Origin of the sequence: Erwinia sp. PsM31 (genome assembly GCF_030433775.1) — a bacterium.
Taxonomy (GTDB): domain Bacteria; phylum Pseudomonadota; class Gammaproteobacteria; order Enterobacterales; family Enterobacteriaceae; genus Erwinia; species Erwinia aeris.
In genome coordinates this window covers 43,715-63,602 of record NZ_JARUWZ010000006.1, presented here as the reverse complement: position 1 = coordinate 63,602, position 19,888 = coordinate 43,715, and the positions used below count along the sequence as shown (strand labels likewise).

Below are 19,888 nucleotides of genomic sequence, written 5' to 3'. Positions count from 1 at the left end.
AGGAGAAAGCCGCCATGAGAGCCGCATATCCAGGCCGGCAGATTGACGGAAGTCCTGACCGATTACGCCACCGTCACTAAACCCGTATCCATTCTGTACCCCGATCGGCGTTACCTTTCACCTAAAGTCCGGGTATTTATAGACTGGTTCGCCGAAGTCTTTGCAAAGCAATACCCGCTTTAAAAAGAATATAAGTTATTAATAATTAATACGATTTTAAATGGATGTAGGGGGAGGGAACCTGTCATACCGGTTCCGCGCCCGACACACTGGCTGGACAACAGGCTGACGCCCGGACAATCGTGACGGTCAGCAAGGATTTACAGCAGTATTTATCCTCCTTATTGTTGTTTATTGACCTACAGACAGCAAAATCTTTACGCACCAGGATAAACCCAATTTTATAGGTAACCCTTTGATTTAAATTATATAAAAATAACTCAGGTTCGTTCCTGATTGTTTTTATCAGAATTAAATTCTGAATTTGTCAGGAAGTTAAAATAATCCGTTAAGTAAAAAACGGCGTCACGACAGGGAGAATTCTGGGATGTTGTTATACAGATGTTATTATTAACGGCTTGTGAACAAACTGATTAGGCTTTTATGCTGCTTTTATTTTATTGTATAGATGTATCTGTTTATCTTTATCATTCTTAACAAAGCGCTTAAATTATTAATTTAAACATGTAATATTAATGCAATAAGATTTCCGTAAGCGTCTTATATCGGAGGCACCGTTGGGGAAAATTATTGCAGGCTACTACATTGGACAATACGTCCAGTTTGATCTGAGCCATCGTAGAATTTCCAATTTCGATAAGAGAAACCACAGCGCTATCAAAGAATATCGGCTGCGGGAGACCATGCTGCGTCTGCTTCTTTTCCTGTTACAGAACGCCAACGACAATGCCGTACTGTTCAAAGATATTCTCTATCACGTTTGGGATCGTCATGGACTGCAATCTTCCAATCAACGGCTGTGGCAGGTGATGCAGCTGTTGCAGTTACGTCTGCTTTCGCTGCATGTACCTCATGATTTTATTACCTTTTGCCAGATGACGGGCGGTAAAGGCGTTTACCTTAAAGGCGATATGATCAGGCCGTATTATTTCCAGAAAAAAACAAGCGCAGCCGACGCTGTTTAATGCACGGTCGTGATAATAAAAAATGATTAAATACGGCAGAATATTATTGATTCTGACTTAATTTTTTTAAGATTACTTTTGACGCTTATCTTTTTAATAAAAAGACGCCTGTCCCTGAACAGGCCGTAATGATTTGTTTTTTCCAACCGGGGTAGTGATTTTCGGAAAGCTATTCATATATTTTAAATATATTATCGGTGAAAAAATGAACCTACAATTAATCATCAAAGATGTCAGCGGTAAAGTTATTGCCAGACACGACTTAATTCCACAACAGCCTCTTTCTCTGAAGCCGCCTGCAAACGCCTCTACCTTTGAAGTGCACAGTAATGATGGTAACCTTCCCGCGCAAATCAAAGCCACCAAAAGCAATAGCGGCCTCAGGCTGACATGGGCAGACGAAGCCACCGGCGAAAATTATGAGGTATTGCTGGATAATTACGCACCTGACGTGCCGCCAGCCGTGACCGCCTCCGATCCGGACGGCGTCGTGTATGCCTTTGACTATGATCCGGCTTCTGCCGTGTATGAGCTCACCGATACTTCCGCTGAACTTCTGACCGTGGGGGATAATAGCGTCATGCTGGCTGCGGGAGGGGGGATTGGCGCAGCCGCGCTGCTGATCGGCATCGGCGTCTCGAATCATTCCAGCGGCGGCGGCTCTTCATCCGACGATAACGCCGCGTCCACGGTCAGCCCATCCATCGTTTTAACCGACGCCAGCGGCAATATCCTCAACAGCGGCGATACCATCAGCGACAGCACGCTTACGTTAAGCGGAGAAGGCATGGCGCCGGGATCCACCGTAGTAATCAGCGATGGAGGAGCCGTCATTGGCGAAACCACCGTGGATGAAAACGGGCGCTGGAGCTTTACGCCGAACGAGGCGCTGGCGGATGGCGGTCACACTATCGTTGTGGATGGCACAGATATAAACGGCAACGGCGTCAGCGACAGCGTGGACGTAGTGGTGGACGCTCAGAGCAATACCGAAACCGAAAACGGTGGCGAAGATGGCGTAATCGATCCAGAAAATATTCTGGACGAGGATATCCCCGCGCCTGAAGGCATAGTGCCTGTCGTAGTGATTGCTGATGACAGCGGCAACATTATCAACAGCGGCGAGGCGACCCGCGACAGCACGCCGACGTTCAGCGGCAGCAATTATCAGCCGGGCGGCACGGTGACGATCGCTAACGGTGATGCGCTGCTGGGCGAAGCGGTAGTCGAGGCAAACGGCAGCTGGACGTTTACGCCGGAAGCGTTACCGGAAGGCGCCCACACTATCACGGTTATTGGCCCCGATATAAACGGCGTCAGCAGTAGCAACAGTGTTGATTTGGTGATTGATGTCACTGCGCCGGAAGGGGTGGATACTGCCGGCGTAGTGATTACGGATGAAGCGGGCAACGCCATCGATCCGGGCAGCGCGTCCTCTGATCCTACGCCGACCTTCAGCGGCGACGGCGCGGAGCCGGGCAGCACAGTGGTGGTCAGCGACGGTGGCGAGGTCGTTGGCGAAACCACGGTAAACGAAGACGGCAGCTGGTCGTACACGCCGGACGAGCCGCTGGCGGAGGGCGACCACGATATCTCCTTCGAAATAATCGACGAGGCGGGCAACGGCAGCGGCCCTTCAGACTCCATTGATTACACCGTTGATACCACCGCGCCGGATGTGCCGGACGCCTCAGCCGTTGTTATCACCGATCCCGACGGCAACGCCATCGATCCGTCCGGCGCCACATCCGCCACCACGCCGACCTTCAGCGGCGACGGCGCGGAGCCGGGCGCGACCATCGTCGTCAGCGACGGTGAAACGGCCATCGGCGAAGCGACCGTGGCGGAGGACGGCAGCTGGTCGTTTACGCCAGAGGAGCCGCTGGCGGAGGGCGACCACGATATCTCCTTCGAAATAATCGACGAGGCGGGCAACGGCAGCGGCCCTTCTGACTCTGTCGGCTACACCGTTGATACCACCGCGCCGGACGTGCCGGACGCCTCGGCCGTTGTTATCACCGATCCCGACGGCGCCGCCATCGATCCGTCTGGCGCCACATCCGCCACCACGCCGACCTTCAGCGGCAGCGCCGAACCGGGCGCGACCGTGGTGGTCAGCGACGGTGATGTGGCGCTCGGCGAAACCACGGTAAACGAAGACGGCAGCTGGAGCTTCACGCCGGACGAGCCGCTGGCGGAGGGCGATCACGATATTTCCTTCGAAATAATCGACGAGGCGGGCAACGGCAGCGGCCCTTCAGACTCCATTGATTACACCGTTGATACCACCGCGCCGGACGTGCCGGACGCCTCAGCCGTTGTTATCACCGATCCCGACGGCACCGCCATCGATCCGTCCGGCGCCACATCCGCCACCACGCCGACCTTCAGCGGCAACGGCGCGGAGCCGGGCGCGACCGTGGTGGTCAGCGACGGTGATGTGGCGCTCGGCGAAACCACGGTAAACGAAGACGGCAGCTGGTCGTACACGCCGGACGAGCCGCTGGCGGAGGGCGAACACAGCTTCTCGTTTGAAGCGGTGGACGAGGCGGGCAATACCAGCGGCGCGTCAGCGCCGATTGACTACATCGTCGATATTACTGCGCCGGAAAGCATTGATACCTCGCTCGTTATCATTACCAATCCCGCCGGCATCGCCATCGATCCGTCCGGCGCTACCAGCGTCACCACGCCGACCTTCAACGGCGACATTGCGGAGCCGGGCTGCACGGTGGTGGTCAGCGACGGTGGCGAGGTCGTTGGCAAAACCACGGTAAACGAAGATGGCAGCTGGTCACTCACGCCGGACCAGCCGCTGGCGGAGGGCGATCACAGCTTCTCATTTGAAGTGGTGGACGGGGCGGGCAATACCAGCGGCGCGTCAGCGCCGATTGACTACACCGTCGATACCACCGCGCCGGAAGGTATTGAAACACCGGCCGTCATCATCACCAATCCCGACGGTACAGCCATCGATTCGGCCAGCGCCACATCCGCCACCACGCCAACCTTCAGCGGCAGCGCCGAACCGGGCGCGACCGTGATAATCAGCGACGGCGATACGGCGCTCGGTGAAACCACGGTAAGCGAAGACGGCAGCTGGTCGTTCACGCCGGACCAACCGCTGGCGGAAGGCGATCACGATATTTCCTTTGAGGTAATCGACGAGGCGGGCAATACCAGCGGCGCATCAGCGGCGATTGACTACACCGTCGACACCATCGCGCCGGAAGGCATCGATCCCGCCTCCATCGTGATTACGGATGAAGCCGGTATCGTCGTAGACCGCACAGAGACGCTGACCGACAGCAAAGCCACCTTCAGCGGCAGCGCGGAGCCGGGCGCAACCGTCACGCTTTACGACAAAGGTGAAAAAGTGGGAGAGGCCACCGTAGCCGAAGACGGCAGCTGGCAGTTTACCGATGAAGACGGATTATACGATGGCAGCCACGAGCTGACGTTTACGGTGACGGATGGGGCGGGCAACAGCAGCGCGCCGTCCGCCACGCTCAACCTGGATGTGCAGGCCGTTATCCTGACGGCAATGGACAATATCAGCGCGGAGGCCGCGGTCGGCTTTACCTATCCGGTCAGCGTAGAGGACGATCTGGGCACCTTAATCAGCGACAGCGGCCTGATTGCGATTAATAACACCATTGTCAGCGATGCGATCGTGGTGGCGGACGGCACCTTTATCGATCTTAACGTAACGGCTACCTCGTCCGCCTTCCTGAACGTTGCCAGCAACTCCACGCTGATCCTGCAAAAGTACCACTCTGCCACCGGCGAATGGGTAGATGTTTCGCAGGGAGGCAGCAGCAATCTGTTCGGCCTGTTTGGCTCAGGAGCCAATACTGCCACGCTGACGCTGTCCGGTCTGACCGCCGGAACCTATCAGCTGGTTTATACCACGGCGGGCATTAACATCGGCGCCAGCTTCGATCTCGAAGCGCGGGAGACGGTTTATACCCTGGCCGAAGAGGCCACCACCACCGATTACACCACGGCGGCAGGCAACGTAATGAGCGATGCGGACGGGATCTACGGCCCGGACACAATCCCGCACGGCGCCTCGACCCTGGTTTCTTCCGTCAGCGTTACCAATAGCGATGGCCACGTGACTAAAGTGACGCTGGGCGCCATCACCAAAACTACGCTGGTCGGCCAGTACGGCATGCTGATGATCGGCGGCGACGGCAGCTATGAATATATCCCTGCCGTCTCGATGAACAGTATCGGCAAGGTCGAAGTCTTTACCTATACCCTGACCGACTCCGCCACCGGCAAGACCTCTTCAGCGCAGCTCTATATCCAGATCGGCAGCACCAACGATGCGCTGACGCTCAGCTGGGATGCTACCGATCCCAGCGCCGACGCCGTCACGGATATTGCTTCCGCCAATGCTGCCGACGCCAGCGTAGCCGTAAGCTGGCGCACCACCGAAGCCAGCGATACGGATGTGGTGCTGACAACGGGCGGCACGGTGAACTATACCAGCGCCTTTACGCTGGTCTCCGCCGACGATCGGGTGTCCGGCAGGCTGACGCTGAAAACCGGGCAGGGGCTGTTCGGCAACGATTTTGCCACCGAGAAAAACATCGCTTATGAACTTCAGCAGCTGGGCAGCGACGGCAGCTGGACAACGGTAACGACCGATAATCTTGTGGTGCCGGCGGGCGATCACAACGGCGAGGTGCTGCTGACGCTGGATATATCGACGCTGGTTGAGGAGGCCGGTACCTGGCGCCTCGCCATCGTCACCACGGGCGCGGACAACGACGTGATACTGGATATGGCTGTCTCCGTAACCAGCACCACGGACTATGAGATCACCGCCAGCCAGGCCGCTTCAGGCAACCTGCTGACCGACGAGGGCATCGACGGCGCCATCGACAAGCTCAGCTCCATTTATACCCGGCTTTACGCCAAAGCGGGCGACGGCAGTGCCGATACCGACGTCGACAGCAGCTACGTTGCCGTAACCGAAAGCGGCATCACCCTGGTCGGCGAATATGGCACGCTGCTGCTCTATAGCGACGGCACCTATCTCTATACGCCGGATGCCACCACGCTGCCGTCAGGCTCTCAGGATATCTTTACCTACGCGCTGCAAGGGGTGAACGGCAAGGTGGTTACGGCCACGCTTACCGTCAACCTGGGCGTGGAGGTTGACGGCAGCAATGGCGGCGCGCTGGTATTCCAGGGCACGGAGGCGAATGACGTTTTCGCGGTTTACGATACGGATTTTGCGCAGATGGACGGCGCGGACGGCAGCGATACCCTGGCCTGGTACGGCAAGGCCGAACTGGTGCTGAGCGATGTCGCCGCCAGAGTCAGCAATATCGAAACCCTGGCGCTCGCGGCAGAAAGCAGCGGCAGCGTGGTGGTCACTGCTCAGGACGTGGTCGATATCACCAACGACGTGAATACGCTCACCGTTACCGGCGCAGCGGGCGACACCGTTACGCTGGTGGGAAGCTGGATCAACAGCGGCACCACGGTGATAAACAGCGTTTTGTACACGCATTACACAGGCACGACCGGGGCGGGCGTCGCTGTCGATCTCAACGTGCAGCAGTCGGTTGCGCTTTCGGCGGCGGGCTACCAGGACAGCTCGTCAGGCAGTGAATATGACGTGGTCGCCGCAGAAGCGATTACGGGCACGGACGGCAACGATCTTTTTAACGTTGACGGCAGCGACTTCGCCAGTATCGATGGCGGCGCCGGGCTGGATACGCTGGTCTGGCGCGCCAGCACGCTGACGGTCAGTGAGATCGCGGACAAAGTCAGCAATATTGAAGAGATCGAGCTGGCCGCCGACGCGGGCAATTTGCTGATTTCCGCGCAAAACGTGGCGGATATTACCGATGACGACAACACGCTTTATGTGAAAGGCGAGGCTGGCGATACGCTGACGCTGGGCGGCAGCTGGCAGTGGATCGGCAGCGAGGTGCTTAACAACGCCAGCTACGACCGCTACGTCAGCACCGCGGCCGACGGGCAAAGCGTTACCCTGCTGGTCGACAGCGAAATAGCCTTCAGCGCCACGGAAACCGCAGCGGAAAACAATGCCGCCGACGTCACCGGCCAGGTGACACTGCTCAGCGACAGCGTGGCGCAGACGGTTACCGTGGAGGAGGAAAGCAACAGTTTTATCAGCGACAGCTTCGTCATCGCCAGCAGTAGCGACCAACAGGCGATCGGCTTCAGCGTCTCCGGCGCCTCGATCGATGCCGATAACAGCGTGTCGGCCACGTGGTCATTGCAGCGCTACAACGGGCAGACCTTCGCCTGGGAAACCGTTACCGGCGGCTCACAGGCGCTGACCAGCAGCAGCGCGCTGAACGTGACGCTTTCTGACCAGCCGGTCGGCACTTATCGTCTGACCATCGACACCACGCAGAGCGGCCACACCAGCCTGCTGTTGCTCACGGTTTATGACGAACTGGCGATCGAGGTGGCGGTCAATATCGTCAGCACCACCGACTATCAGGTTACCGCCGATGCCAGCAGCGCCGGATCCGTCTTTACCAGCGATAACGGCCTGATAGTGAAATCTATTGCGGCAGGCATCGTCACCGGCGCGGCCAGCTACACGCTGGTAGCGGCGGCGGGTACGACGATCGTTGGCGAATATGGCTCGCTGACCATTCACAGCGACGGCAGCTACACCTATACGCTGGCCAGCGGCTCGACGATCCCGCTTGCCAGCAGCGAAGATGCCTTTACGTATCTGCTGAGCGACGGCACCACGCAAACGCTGACGGTGACGCCGGGCGTGGCGGTGGATGGCCTGGGCGGCGGCGCGCTGACCTTCGAGGGCACGGTCGGCGACGACAGCTTTGCGATTTACGACACGCAGCTGACCGTGCTGGACGGCAAGGCCGGTCACGATACGCTGGTCTGGCGCGGCGAGGGCGAGCTGCGGCTGAGCGATCTTGCCGGTAAGGTCAGCAATATCGAGGCGATAGATCTTCAGGATAACGGTGCGGCGGCGGTGCTGACGCTGAACGTTGATGATATCGCCAGCGTCACCGGCGACGGCAACGCGCTTTACGTACGCGGCGGCAGCGAGGATTCGCTTTCTCTGGCGGACGAGTGGCTGGTCAGCGGCGTGGAAACGCTGAATAACATCGTTTATACGCTTTACACCAGCGCCACGCTCAATGGCACGACTATTAAGCTTTACGTACAGGAAGGCATAACCTTTAACGAAGTAACCGCCGGGATTGAAGGCTCGTTGAGCGCCGAAGAAATGCAGGATCTGACGCTCGTCTCCGTCAGCCAGAATGGCGAAACCGCCGTGGTCGACGGCGAGGCCGCGAGTCTGCAAGGCTACTGGGGTACGCTGGCTATCGACGGCGCGGGCCACTACCGCTACGTGCCGGATGAGGCGGCCGCGCAAAGCGGCCATACCGATACCTTCACCTACACCTTATCGGACGGCAGCAGCGCGTCGCTGAGCGTCAGCTTAGGGGTGACGGTGGACGGCAGCGCGGGCGGCGCGCTCACCTTTAGCGGCTCCGGCGGCAGCGATATATTCCAGCTTTACGATACCGACTTCACCTCGATAAACGGCGCGGACGGCAGTGATACCCTGGCCTGGCACGGCAGCGGCTCGCTGGATCTGAGCGCTATCTCCGCCCGAGTCAGCAATATCGAAGCCGTAGATTTGCTGGACAACAGCGTTAACGACAGCCTGACCGTCAGCGCGGAAAGCCTGTTCAATATCACCGACGACAATAACACGCTCTACGTCAGGGGCGCGGAAGGCGATACGGTGACGCTAAACGGCAGCTGGACGCAATCGACGGCCCTGCTGGCGGACGGCATCAGCTACGAGCACTACACCAGCACGGCCGCCGACGGCTCGCTGGTGCAGCTCTATATCGAAGACGATATCGTTATTGGCTGAGCAAGCGCCGGGCGACGCGCCTGCCGCCCGGCCTGGCCAGGGATTTTCAGGATGAAGCTATGGAAAGACGTTTTACCGCCTTTTGCTGCCTGCTGGCGCTGCCTTGTGTCAGCCTTGCGCAGCCGTCGCCGCCGAAAGAAGCGCCTGATGGATTCTGGGGGCTTTTTTCCGGCGCGCCGGACACCCTGCCTGAGGCCGCCGCAGACCAGACCGATATGCTGCCGACGGGCGACGGCAAAACGCTGCCCGTCGACTGGCACACCGCGATCCTGCTGGCGGTGCAGCACCATCCGGCCATCAGCAGCAGCATCGCCTCGCTGGAGTCGGCGGGCTTTAGCATCGATAACGCCAGCGCGGGCTACCTTCCCGCGATTAAAGCGGGGGTTACCTCGGGCCGACAGCAGGACGAAGGCAGCGGGCAAATCGCCACGCTGGGGCTGTCGCAAATGCTTTATGACTTTGGCAAAACCGGCGGCGCGGTGGATCGGGCAACGGCCGGCTATCTGCGGCAGCAGGCCGCTTTGCTGGCGCAGGTCGATAGCGTGATTGAGCAAACGGCGCTGGCGCTGAACGAGGTCTGTCGCTATACGCAGCAGCTTGATAACGCACGCAAACAGGTCAGGGCGCTGCAGGATATTTTACGGCTTACGCAGCTGCGCACGACGGCGGGCGCCAGCACGCGCGTCGATCCCGTACAGGCGCAGGCACGCGTTGAAGCGGCCGAGGCGCAGCAGCAGGAGAGCGAGATCAAACTTCGCCAGGCGAAGTACCACCTTCAGGCGCTGCTGGGCCAGCCGATCGCGGACAGGCCGCTCGCCACGCCGCTGGATCTACAACCGCTGATCCGCAAACTGGGCACCACGCTCGATCTGAACAGAAACCCCACCATCCTTATCGCACAGGCCGACGCCGCCATCGCCAGCGCCGACCTGCGCAGCAGCAAAGCGCAGCGTTATCCCACGCTGTCGCTGGAAGCCAGCAGCAACAAATATATCGGCGATATCGCCCGCTATCAGAGCCGTAGCCAGTATCAAAACGTCTATCTCTCCCTGAACAGCACCCTCTATCAGGGCGGCGCGCTGGCGGCGCAGGAAAACGCCAGCGCGCGCGCGCTGGCCGCGGCCAGAGAAACCATCAGCAGCCAGAAGCTGGAGCTGACCGACCGACAACGCAGCGCGTTTCAGAGCATGGCTGGTCTGCAAAACAACATCAGCATCCTCGCCCGGCGGCTGCGCACCATTACCGAAACGCGGTCGCTTTACCGCGAGCAATATCTGGCACTGGGCAACAGGAACGTGCTTGATTTGCTCAACGCCGAACAGGAAATCAGCCGCGCGGAGCTGGATCTTATCAACGCCCGCCGCGACCTTTGGGCCGCCGAAGTAACTTATCTTGCGCTGGCCGGTATGGCCAGAGACGCCTTCAGCATCAATATGCCGGCCGTCCAGGCGCAGCGGCAAACAGTGAAAAATGAGCCTTATGAACAACCCTTTCTCAGATAACGACGCCACCGGCCATACTGAAAAAAGCCGCTACCTGCCGTGGCTGGAAGCCCTGCTGCTGATCGCCAGGCATTATCGCCTTGAGGCTTCGCCAGAGCGGGTAAAAGGCGAGGCGGAGTGGCAGCTGCGACAGCTGCCGCAGGACAAGCTGATTGAAAACATGGCGCGCCAGCTCGGCCTGCTGGTGCTGTTTGACGACTTCCATCCCGACTGGCTGGACGCCTGGCGGCTGCCGCTGGTGGTGGATTTCGGCGCGCGCGGCGTCGGCGTGGTTACGTCGCTGAGCGCCCAAGGCCAGGCGAGCGTGATGCTGACCGGCGAAAAACAGCTGCAAAGCGTGCTCAGCGTGGAAGAGCTGGGCCGCTATGCGCAGCGCGTGCTGCTTGCCCGCCCTGAAACCGCCGTGCCCGACGCCAGAGTCGACGACTATATTCAGCCTTACCGCGCCAGCTGGCTGTGGCAGACGCTGCTGCGGGAGTGGCCGAGCTGGATCAACATCATGTTCGCCTCGCTGATGATCAACGTGCTGGGCCTGGCGGCGATGCTGTTTACCATGCAGGTGTACGACCGCATTATTCCTTCGCAGTCCGTGCCGTCACTGTGGGTACTGTTTGGCGGCGTTATGATTGCGCTGACTTTTATCTTTATCCTGCGCATGGCCCGCACTTATATTTCCGACTGGGCGGGCAAGCGCGCCGATTTGCGTATTTCCGACAAGGTCTTCGGCCACGCCTTGCGCATCCGTAGCGACGCGCGGCCAAAATCAACCGGATCTTTTATCGCGCAGATCCGCGAGCTGGAGCAGCTGCGCGAGCTGATCGCCTCCACCACTATCTCCGCCGTGGCCGATCTGCCGTTTCTGATCCTCTTTCTGATCGTGCTCTGGCTGCTGGGCGGCTGGCTGGTGCTGGTGCCGCTGGTGGCGATCCCGCTGATTGTGCTGCCGGGACTGCTGGCGCAGCGGCCGCTGGCGAAGCTTTCCAGAGCCACCATGCGCGAGTCGGCCCTGCGTAACGCCATGCTGGTGGAGTCGGTGCAGGGCGCGGACGATATCAAGCTGCTGCGCGGCGAGCCTTACTTTCAGAACCAGTGGAACCACCTGAACGAAACGATCGGCAAGGCGACGGTCAGGCAGCGTTTTATCAGCGGGCTGCTGGCCAGCTGGACCAGCGAGGTACAGACGCTGGCCTATGTCAGCGTGGTGCTGGTGGGGGCGTTGCTGGCGATGGACGGCGATATCTCCACCGGCGTGCTGATTGGCTGCTCGATGCTGGCCTCGCGCATGATGGCGCCGCTGGGCCAGCTGGCGATGATTTTTAGCCGCTGGCAGCAGGCGAAAGTCGCCAGAGAAGGGCTGGCAAGCCTGCTAAACAGCGAGGTAGACCAGCCCGAGCGCGGGGCGCAGGTGCATCGCGCAAAACTGTACGGCGACTACAGCCTGGACGGTATTGTCTATCGTTATAGCCCTGAAGCCGCCCAGGCGGCGCTGGCGCTCGATAAGCTGACCATCAAGCCCGGCGAGAAAATCGCGCTGCTGGGCCGCAACGGATCTGGCAAATCCACGCTGCTGCAAATGCTGGCCGGGCTGCTGCGGCCTACGCAGGGCGCGCTGCTGCTGGATGACGTCCGGCTCGACACGCTCGATCCGCTGGATGTCCGGCGCGACGTCAGCCTGGTCAGCCAGTCCTCGTCGCTGTTTTTCGGCACCATCCGCCAGAATTTGCGCCTGGGAATGCCGCTGGCTACGGAGGAGGAGATGCAGGAAGCGCTGGCTATCGCTGGCGCTATGACCTTTATCCGCCAGCTGCCGGAAGGCCTGGACTATCTGCTTCACGAGGGCGGCAAAGGCTTGTCCGGCGGGCAGCGCCAGCTGCTGCTGCTGGCCCGCGCACTGTTGCGCCAGCCCGCCGTGCTGCTGCTGGATGAGCCGACGGCCTGGCTGGACGACGCCGCCGAAAGCCGCCTGATCGAAAAGCTTAAGGCCTGGTCGGGCGAGAAAACGCTGATTATCGCCACGCACCGACCGGCAGTGATGCAGCTGGTGGATCGTATTTTACTGTTGGATAACGGCAAAATCGTGCGTGACGGGACGAAGGAGCAGCTGCTGGTTAAACCGGCCGCGCCGCGCCGCAAAACGGAGGCGTCATCATGAGCGGACGCTTCAGAGGCCGCAAAAAAACGGCCGGGCGCGGCAGCGCGCTGATCGTCTGGTCGCTGCTGACGATGCTGCTGCTGTTTTTTCTCTGGGCCAGCCTGTTTGAACTGGATGAGGTCACGGTCGGCGTCGGCAAAGTCATCCCCAGCAGCCACGCGCAGATCGTGCAGTCGCTGGAGGGCGGCATTCTGCAAACGCTGAAAGTGCGTGAAGGCGACGTGGTGGAGGCGGGCCAGGTGTTGGCGTTGCTGGATCCCACGCAGCTGGATTCCGGGCTACAGGAGAGCACGGCAAGAATGCGGGCGGCGCTGGCGACGGCGGCCCGTTTACAGGCGGAAACGGCGGGCAGCGAGCTGCATTTTCCGCCCGAGGTGCTGGAGGACGGCGATCTGGTGGCGGCCGAGACGGCGCTGTATCGCTCGCGCAGGGAGAACCTGGACAAAACGCTGAGCGGCCTGCGTGAAGCGCTGACGTTGATCAACCGCGAGCTTAAGCTGACCGCTTCGCTGGTGGCGCAGGGCGCGGCCAGCGACGTGGAAGTGCTGCGGCTGAAAAGACAGGCTAACGATCTGCAAAGCAAGCTGAACGACGCGCAAAATCAGTACATCGTGCACGCGCGGGAGGACCTGGCGAAAGCCAATGCCGAGGCCGCTTCGCAGCGATCGGTCATCATCGGACGCGCCGATGCGCTGAAGCGCACGACGATAGTCGCGCCGGTCAGGGGTATCGTCAAAGCGATCGAGGTCAACACGGTGGGCGGCGTGATCCCGCAGCGCGGCAACCTGATGGAGCTGGTGCCGCTGGATGAACAGCTGCTGATTGAAGCGCAGATTTCGCCGCGCGACGTGGCTTTTATCACGCCGGGCCAGCGCGCCGTGGTCAAGCTGACCGCCTATGATTTTAATATCTATGGCGGCCTTGAGGGGAAAGTGGCTTCCATATCGCCGGATACCCTCCAGGACGAGGTGCATCGGGACAACTACTACTATCGCGTCTATGTGCGTACCGAAAAAGATTATCTGCTTAATAAAAAAGGGAAAAAATTCCCGGTGCATCCGGGGATGATCGCGATGGCGGAAATCCATACCGGCAGCAAAACCATTATGGCTTACCTGTTGAAACCGCTGAACCGGGCGAAAGAGGCGCTACGCGAAAGATAACGCTGGGCGAAAAGGGCAGACCACGCTTTTTCCTGCTTCCCTTGCCTGAAAAGAAACGATAATGTGCGCGTGACGAAGTGGCGCTTCCTCGCTGACCGGTGCCACCTGATAATTTCATTTTCAGCGGAGAAACTCATGAGTAAGTCGACGTCCATTCTCTTTTCTGCTTTTTTACTGGCTGCCACGCCGTTAGTGTCTACGGCTTTTGCAGAAGATGTTCAGACGCAGCAGGATCCTGCCGCCGCCGCGCCAGCCACGGATGCCCCAGCTGCGAATACGCCAGCCACGGATGCGCCAGCTACGGATGCGCCAGCTACGGATGCGCCAGCTACGGATGCCCCATCCGCCGCGCCGATCGCGCCGGAAGCACAAACGCCTTCTCAGGCGCAGACGCCTTCAGGCGAAACGGCCGCGCCGCAGCGCGATCCGGCCCATCCTTATGAAATTCAGTACTTTTTTGCCGATTTCCAGCGTTTCACTATCGGCAGCGTGGTGCCTGACCGCTACCGCACTAAAAAATATGAAATTGTGGACTGGAAAACCCGCAACCTGCCTGCGCCTGAGCAGGGCACCAGCTGGACCTATATGGGCGGCAACTACGTGCAGATTTCTAAAGAAGATGGCCGCATCCTGAAAGTGGAATCCGGCGACATTTTTTACAAGCAATAAGCTATAAAAAAGCCCGGCGTTAAACGTCGGGCTTTACGAGTATTGGCAAGGCGGCGTTTTTTATTCCGCCTTTGCCCGATCGCCATACAGATACCCCAGCGAAGCCAGCAGGCACAGGCTATAGCCCAGCAGTTCGCAGCCTTCCTCCGCCATGTTTTTCACCGTATGGTTATAGCCATCCAGCATCAGGTGCTGCCACAGGTCGCGCATACCGAACAGGCGAGCAAACACCAGAATGGTCAGCAAACCCGCGCACAACATGCCCCAGGCAGGATGACGCAGCAGATCGGCCAGGCCTTTCACGGCGCGCTTTGGCTGAAGCACGGCAATAACGACGCACGCGGCGGCAGTGGCCAGCGCGAACCACACCCAGCTGCCGTGTGATAGCTCGTCGAACAGGAAATCCAGCTCGCGGATCAGCATACAGGTGAAGAAGCCGCCGATTAATATCAGCGTCGGCCTGATGGCAGGCTGTCGATATGCGCCATGAAAATAGAGCAGCGCGATAGCCAGCAGCATCAGTTCCTGAGCGATTTCAGTAAATGAGGTTTCGTGTACGCCATCGTTCATCCAGCGAACATCGATAAAAACCATTCCCATCATGGCGGCCAGAAACAGCGCGCAGCCAATAAAAGCCAACGCCTTGCGGCGGATAAAAAGTAAATCAGATTGCATAACGCCCCTTATTTTTTCGAGGCGATTATAGGCACTGAGTTGACGCAGGCTTACCAATTAATGCCGCCGGCCTGCGGCAGCGGCGCCGATTTGAGTTAATTAATGCAGAAAAGCGCCGAAAATCCCGGTTAAGGATTAATTCGGCAGCTGATATCTTTGCTGCTGGCGGGTGAACCAGGCAAGCGGCACGTAATAGGGCGCCTGCGTCAGCTGCTCAATGCCGCTTTCGATAATAGTGGAAGCCTGCCGCCACAGCGCTTCATTTCCGTCTTTCAGCAAGGCGATCTGCACGCGTTTTTCTGTCAGATAAACGCGGGCAAAATGCGGATCGTAATGAATAATCGAGCGGGTGTTATCAATGATATCGGCCAGCTTGATGGTCTGGGCGTCGCCCGAGGCCTGTGCCGTATGGCGAAAATGGGCCACTTTACGCGCTGCGCGATTTTTTGCGTCGGGCTGCTTGCTGTCGGTCAGCATCGCCACCAGCGAGGCGACCTCCGCGCCAAAATGGCTCTCGATATCCGCCAGCGTGTTGGACGTATCTTCGACCGTGTCGTGTAGCCATGCGGCGGCCAGCATGATTTCGTTATCGGTTACGCTGCGCACCAGCTCCACTACCGCAGCCGGATGTACGATATAAGGCTCATCGGTATATTTGCGACGCTGACCCGTGTCAGCATGAGCCTTGCTGGCGTAGCGTCGGGCCTTTTCTTCCAGTGAATACATCGGTTTTCTCCCCTGAACATTAAGATTCGCTTGCAATTATATAGCGCACTATTTATATTTTTTGCCATGATCACAGATAAAGATGACAAAAAAGCGGAAGCCTCGCCACTGTTGCTTGATCAACAGCTTTGCTTCGCGCTCTATTCCACCAACCTGGCGCTGCACAAGCTTTACCGCCAGCTGCTGGCACCGCTCGATATCACCTATCCGCAATATCTGGTGATGCTGGTGCTGTGGGAGCGCGATGACGTGACGGTTTCCGAAATCGGCGAACGGCTGTTTCTGGACTCCGCCACGCTGACGCCGCTGCTGAAAAGGCTGGAGGCGGCGGGTCTGTTGGATCGTCAGCGCTCGCGCAAAGACGAGCGCCAGGTCGTGGTAACGCTGACCGAACAGGGTCGCGAGCTGCGCCATAAAGCGGTCGATTTACCTCAGGCCGTCAGCTGCGCCGCCGCCTGTGATGCGGAAAAAATGCGCGTGCTGAAAGCCGAACTGGAAAGCCTGCGCGACAGCCTCAACGGCTAGACCGTAGTCTCGCTCCGGAAAGTCTATACTGATTACAGACGCCTCATTAAGTCGCTCGCGATTTAATAGCGCATATAAAACCCAATGAAAGGAGTTGCCTGATGTCTTTAGAAAAAGTCGTTTACCGTGCCAAAGCAAAAGCCACCGGTGGTCGTGACGGTCGTGCTACCTCTTCAGACGGCGTGCTGGACGTAAAGCTGGGCGTACCGAAAGAAATGGGCGGCGCGGGCGGCGAAGCCACCAACCCTGAACAGCTGTTTGCCGCTGGCTACTCGGCCTGCTTCCTGGGCGCGATGAAGTTTGTCGCCAACCGCGACAAAATCACTATGCCAAAAGAAGCCTTTATCGAAGGGGAAGTGGGCATCGGGCCGCTGCCGACCGGTTTTGGTATCGAAGCTAAATTGAATATCCATCTGGAAGGAATGGACGCGGCGGAAGCGAAAAAGCTGGTGGACGCGGCCCATATCGTCTGCCCTTACTCTAACGCAACCCGCGACAATATCGACGTAACGCTGAATATCATCAACTGATAACGGCGCTGGCCGGAGCCGCTATGGCGCTCCGGCTGTCTGTAACCCTGCGACCCGCCGCGTTTCTCTGCTTATTCCCGCGATTGAACTGATAAATCCCCGATAATGTGGTTAACTACGCCGCTTGCGCGTGGAGGTGAATTTTTTCCCTTCAGAATCGTCCGGGGAAAGTTTCTCAGGGTGATAATCGACCCTATAACCGAACTCTGGCGAAACGGTATGGTCTGATTAGCGTTTACTCTAAAGCTACGCCGGGATAAAGGTTGCATGAATTACATTAAAACACTGACGCAGCAAAAGCTCTCGTTTTTGCTGGCGTTTTACATCGGTATCTTTCTGAATATTCCCGTTTTTTATCGTCGTTTCGATCCCTTTCTGGCCCACTTCAGCGTGGCGGAATGGCTTTCCGCCGTGGCGGAAGTCGTCGCCATCGTTCTGCTGACCTTTTTCCTGATGCGGCTGCTGTCGCTGGGCGGCAAAATTTTCTGGCGCGTGACCGCTACCGCGCTGGTGCTGATTTCGGTAGCCGCCAGCTACTACATGAGTTTCTTTAACGTGGTGATCGGCTACGGCATCGTCGCGTCGGTGATGACCACGGATACCGATTTGTCGAAAGAGGTGATTGGCTACCATTTTGTGCTGTGGATGGTGCTGGTCAGCGCGCTGCCGCTGCTGCTGATCTGGCGCAACTCGCTGCGCCTGACGCTGATTGAGCAGCTGAAAACGCCGGGACAGCGCCTGAAGCCGCTGGGCGTGCTGCTGCTGGCCGTGGCGCTGGTCTGGCTGCCTATCCGCTATTTCGACAAGCAGCAGAACATCAACGAGAAGCTGACCAATGTCGATCTGCCGAGCTATGGCGGCGTGGTGGCGCACTCTTATCTGCCTTCCAACTGGCTGTCGGCGCTGGGGCTGTTTGCCTACACCAGCTACGACGAGACGATGGACGGTAAAGACCTGTTCGATCCGGCAAAGCAGTTTACCTATAACGCACCGGCCGGGCTGGACGACACCTATGTGGTATTCGTGATTGGCGAAACCACCCGCTGGGATCATATGGGCCTGCTGGGCTATAACCGCGATACCACGCCAAAGCTTTCCCACGAGAAAAACCTGGTGGCGTTCCGGGGGGAATCCTGCGACACCGCAACCAAGCTTTCGCTGCGCTGTATGTTCGTGCGTGAAGGCGGCACCGATGAAGGGCCAGGCCGCACGCTGAAAGAACAGAACGTTTTTGCGGTGATGAAGTCGCTGGGCTTTAGCTCGGAGCTTTTCGCTATGCAAAGTGAAGTCTGGTTCTATAACAATACCGATGCGGATAACTTCGCGTTCCGCGAGCAGATTGGTTCGGAAAAGCAGAACCAGGGCAAGTCGGTGGACGATATGCTGCTGGTGCCGGAGTTGAAAAAGTCGCTCGATCGCCATCCTGAAGGCAAGCATCTGGTGGTGCTGCATACCAAAGGCTCGCACTACCTTTACTCGCAGCGCTATCCGCGCGAGTTTGCCCGTTATCAGCCTGAATGTATGGGCGTGGACGATAAATGCAGCAAAGCGATGCTGATCAACGCCTTTGATAACTCGGTGCTTTATACGGATACGGTGCTGGAAAGCGTGTTCGATCAGCTGCGCGATAAGAAAGCGATTGTCTTCTACGCGGCCGACCACGGCGAATCGATCAGCGATAACATGCACCTGCACGGCACGCCGCGTCATATGGCGCCGCCGGAGCAGTTCCGCGTGCCGATGATCGTGTGGGCTTCCGATAAGTATCTGGCAGACCCGGCTAACCAGAGCCGCTTTGAACGCCTGCAGGCGCAGCAGCGCGTGGGCGCGACGCATCGTCACGTTGAGCTGTTCGACTCGGTGCTGGGCTGCCTGGGCTACACCTCTCCGGATGGCGGCATCAAAGAGGCGAACGACTGGTGTGCGGATCCGACAAAGCGTAAAGCTTCTGGCGACAAAATCTGACGCGCCGCGTCACACCCCAGCCCCCGGAGCCGTAGCGGCCGGGGGTTTTTTATTGCCTGCCGTTAAGGCCGTATTAAGGTTGGCACAGAGAGTCATGCGTGGGATCAAAAAAACCGGGGCAGATTCTTGCAAGATAAGCCGCGGAAGCGCTGTGCGCTTCTTCCTCTAACTGAACGGGTAACCCAGGAGAACGGTCATAATGATGTATCTCATTTTATTTATCGCCATTGTGGCGGAAGTGATTGGTACCACCTTGCTGAAAACGTCGGAAGGTTTTACGCGGCTGTGGCCAACTCTGGGTACCGTATTTTGCTACGGCATCGCTTTTTACTGTCTGTCCCTGACGCTGCAGCATCTGCCGACCGGCATCGCCTATGCCATTTGGTCGGGCGTGGGTATCGTGTTGATCTCGCTGGTCGCCTGGCTGTGGCACGGCCAGCGGCTGGATCTGCCCGCGCTAATCGGCATGGCATTTATCATCGTCGGCGTGGTTATTATCAACACGCTTTCCCGCGCCGTTTCGCACTGATTATCCGTTATCGGCGGCCCTGAAGCGCCGCCGACACCGGCAGCCGATCGTGCTGTGGTGTAAAAATACCCGTCTCGCTTTATGCCCTTACTATCCGTAAAAAAGCCTTTCCCGCCCGCTACCGCCGCGTTAATTCGCGCTGCGCTGTACATGACCAAAAAAACGCGTTATTGGCCGTTTTTTATCCTGCCGTTGCAGAATTTTTGCCTGGAATGGCAGGTATAAGCAAAGCGTATTGTTAAAAAAATGGGATACAGGCGACTATTTTCAAGGGTTTTTTTGCAACGCGTTTCACTGGCTGCTGATTTTCTGGCGCTATTTTAAGCGGCATTAAAAGTTAACGGCGCATTATATGCGCTGGAAAAGGTCGCTTTTGGTTATTTTTTATATTT

At 58.2% G+C, this 19,888-nt stretch carries 12 protein-coding genes and 1 pseudogene; 11 read left to right on the top strand and 2 right to left on the bottom strand.

Going from position 1 to position 19,888, the window contains the following annotated elements; genetic code table 11:
- Window positions 1-21: 21 nt before the first annotated feature.
- From QCD69_RS07090 to QCD69_RS07060, 7 genes and pseudogenes are all read left to right on the top strand, one after another.
- Window positions 22-183, top strand: a pseudogene (locus tag QCD69_RS07090) (LysR family transcriptional regulator); the annotation flags it as partial.
- 680 nt (window positions 184-863) lie between these two features.
- Window positions 864-1,145, top strand: coding sequence for a hypothetical protein (locus QCD69_RS07085; protein WP_301251524.1), 282 nt, complete (start codon window positions 864-866; stop codon window positions 1,143-1,145).
- A 205-nt stretch (window positions 1,146-1,350) separates the two neighbouring features.
- Window positions 1,351-9,060, top strand: coding sequence for a BapA/Bap/LapF family large adhesin (locus tag QCD69_RS07080; RefSeq protein ID WP_301251523.1), 7,710 nt, complete (start codon window positions 1,351-1,353; stop codon window positions 9,058-9,060).
- Between the two features lie 59 nt (window positions 9,061-9,119).
- Complete coding sequence (locus QCD69_RS07075; RefSeq protein ID WP_301251521.1) at window positions 9,120-10,562, top strand: TolC family outer membrane protein; 1,443 nt, start codon at window positions 9,120-9,122, stop codon at window positions 10,560-10,562.
- A complete protein-coding gene (locus QCD69_RS07070) occupies window positions 10,540-12,714 on the top strand; it encodes a type I secretion system permease/ATPase (protein WP_301251519.1) in 2,175 nt (724 codons plus the stop codon). The genes QCD69_RS07075 and QCD69_RS07070 overlap by 23 nt, the downstream gene beginning before the upstream one ends.
- Complete coding sequence (locus QCD69_RS07065; RefSeq protein ID WP_301251518.1) at window positions 12,711-13,877, top strand: HlyD family efflux transporter periplasmic adaptor subunit; 1,167 nt, start codon at window positions 12,711-12,713, stop codon at window positions 13,875-13,877. Before QCD69_RS07070 ends, QCD69_RS07065 begins: the two co-directional genes overlap by 4 nt.
- Window positions 13,878-14,012: 135 nt before the next feature.
- The gene (locus QCD69_RS07060) at window positions 14,013-14,546 is read left to right on the top strand and encodes an RcnB family protein (RefSeq protein ID WP_253456556.1); all 534 of its coding nucleotides are present in this window, start codon (window positions 14,013-14,015) and stop codon (window positions 14,544-14,546) included.
- 60 nt (window positions 14,547-14,606) lie between these two features.
- On the opposite strand, the gene QCD69_RS07055 is transcribed toward QCD69_RS07060, so the two are convergent.
- Together QCD69_RS07055 and QCD69_RS07050 are read right to left on the bottom strand one after the other, a co-directional pair.
- Window positions 14,607-15,221 carry a hypothetical protein gene (locus tag QCD69_RS07055; RefSeq protein WP_253456554.1) on the bottom strand — a complete coding sequence of 205 codons (615 nt, stop codon included), beginning with the start codon at window positions 15,219-15,221 and terminating at the stop codon, window positions 14,607-14,609.
- A 135-nt stretch (window positions 15,222-15,356) separates the two neighbouring features.
- Entirely contained in the window at window positions 15,357-15,947 is a 591-nt protein-coding gene (locus tag QCD69_RS07050; protein WP_253456552.1) for an HD domain-containing protein, read from the bottom strand.
- 66 nt (window positions 15,948-16,013) lie between these two features.
- Between QCD69_RS07050 and QCD69_RS07045 the strand changes: the two genes are divergently transcribed.
- The 4 genes from QCD69_RS07045 (at window position 16,014) to QCD69_RS07030 (ending at window position 19,496) form a co-directional block, all read left to right on the top strand.
- Window positions 16,014-16,472 carry a MarR family winged helix-turn-helix transcriptional regulator gene (locus QCD69_RS07045; protein ID WP_301251517.1) on the top strand — a complete coding sequence of 153 codons (459 nt, stop codon included), beginning with the start codon at window positions 16,014-16,016 and terminating at the stop codon, window positions 16,470-16,472.
- A 101-nt stretch (window positions 16,473-16,573) separates the two neighbouring features.
- A complete protein-coding gene (locus QCD69_RS07040; RefSeq protein ID WP_125289275.1) occupies window positions 16,574-17,002 on the top strand; it encodes an organic hydroperoxide resistance protein in 429 nt (142 codons plus the stop codon).
- Between the two features lie 267 nt (window positions 17,003-17,269).
- Window positions 17,270-18,967, top strand: coding sequence for a kdo(2)-lipid A phosphoethanolamine 7''-transferase (gene eptB, locus QCD69_RS07035; protein ID WP_301251516.1), 1,698 nt, complete (start codon window positions 17,270-17,272; stop codon window positions 18,965-18,967).
- 199 nt (window positions 18,968-19,166) lie between these two features.
- Complete coding sequence (locus tag QCD69_RS07030) at window positions 19,167-19,496, top strand: SMR family transporter (protein ID WP_301251515.1); 330 nt, start codon at window positions 19,167-19,169, stop codon at window positions 19,494-19,496.
- Window positions 19,497-19,888: the final 392 nt, after the last annotated feature.

What these genes read in the sequence shown, in the direction of transcription:
- QCD69_RS07045 (WP_301251517.1), top strand. Translation starts at nt 16,014, where the DNA reads ATGATCACAGATAAAGATGACAAAAAAGCGGAAGCCTCGCCACTGTTG.
- QCD69_RS07040 (WP_125289275.1), top strand. Translation starts at nt 16,574, where the DNA reads ATGTCTTTAGAAAAAGTCGTTTACCGTGCCAAAGCAAAAGCCACCGGT.
- QCD69_RS07080 (WP_301251523.1), top strand. Translation starts at nt 1,351, where the DNA reads ATGAACCTACAATTAATCATCAAAGATGTCAGCGGTAAAGTTATTGCC.
- QCD69_RS07070 (WP_301251519.1), top strand. Translation starts at nt 10,540, where the DNA reads ATGAACAACCCTTTCTCAGATAACGACGCCACCGGCCATACTGAAAAA.
- QCD69_RS07065 (WP_301251518.1), top strand. Translation starts at nt 12,711, where the DNA reads ATGAGCGGACGCTTCAGAGGCCGCAAAAAAACGGCCGGGCGCGGCAGC.
- QCD69_RS07085 (WP_301251524.1), top strand. Translation starts at nt 864, where the DNA reads ATGCTGCGTCTGCTTCTTTTCCTGTTACAGAACGCCAACGACAATGCC.
- QCD69_RS07055 (WP_253456554.1), bottom strand. Translation starts at nt 15,221, where the DNA reads ATGCAATCTGATTTACTTTTTATCCGCCGCAAGGCGTTGGCTTTTATT.
- QCD69_RS07075 (WP_301251521.1), top strand. Translation starts at nt 9,120, where the DNA reads ATGGAAAGACGTTTTACCGCCTTTTGCTGCCTGCTGGCGCTGCCTTGT.
- QCD69_RS07060 (WP_253456556.1), top strand. Translation starts at nt 14,013, where the DNA reads ATGAGTAAGTCGACGTCCATTCTCTTTTCTGCTTTTTTACTGGCTGCC.
- QCD69_RS07050 (WP_253456552.1), bottom strand. Translation starts at nt 15,947, where the DNA reads ATGTATTCACTGGAAGAAAAGGCCCGACGCTACGCCAGCAAGGCTCAT.
- QCD69_RS07030 (WP_301251515.1), top strand. Translation starts at nt 19,167, where the DNA reads ATGATGTATCTCATTTTATTTATCGCCATTGTGGCGGAAGTGATTGGT.
- eptB (WP_301251516.1), top strand. Translation starts at nt 17,270, where the DNA reads ATGAATTACATTAAAACACTGACGCAGCAAAAGCTCTCGTTTTTGCTG.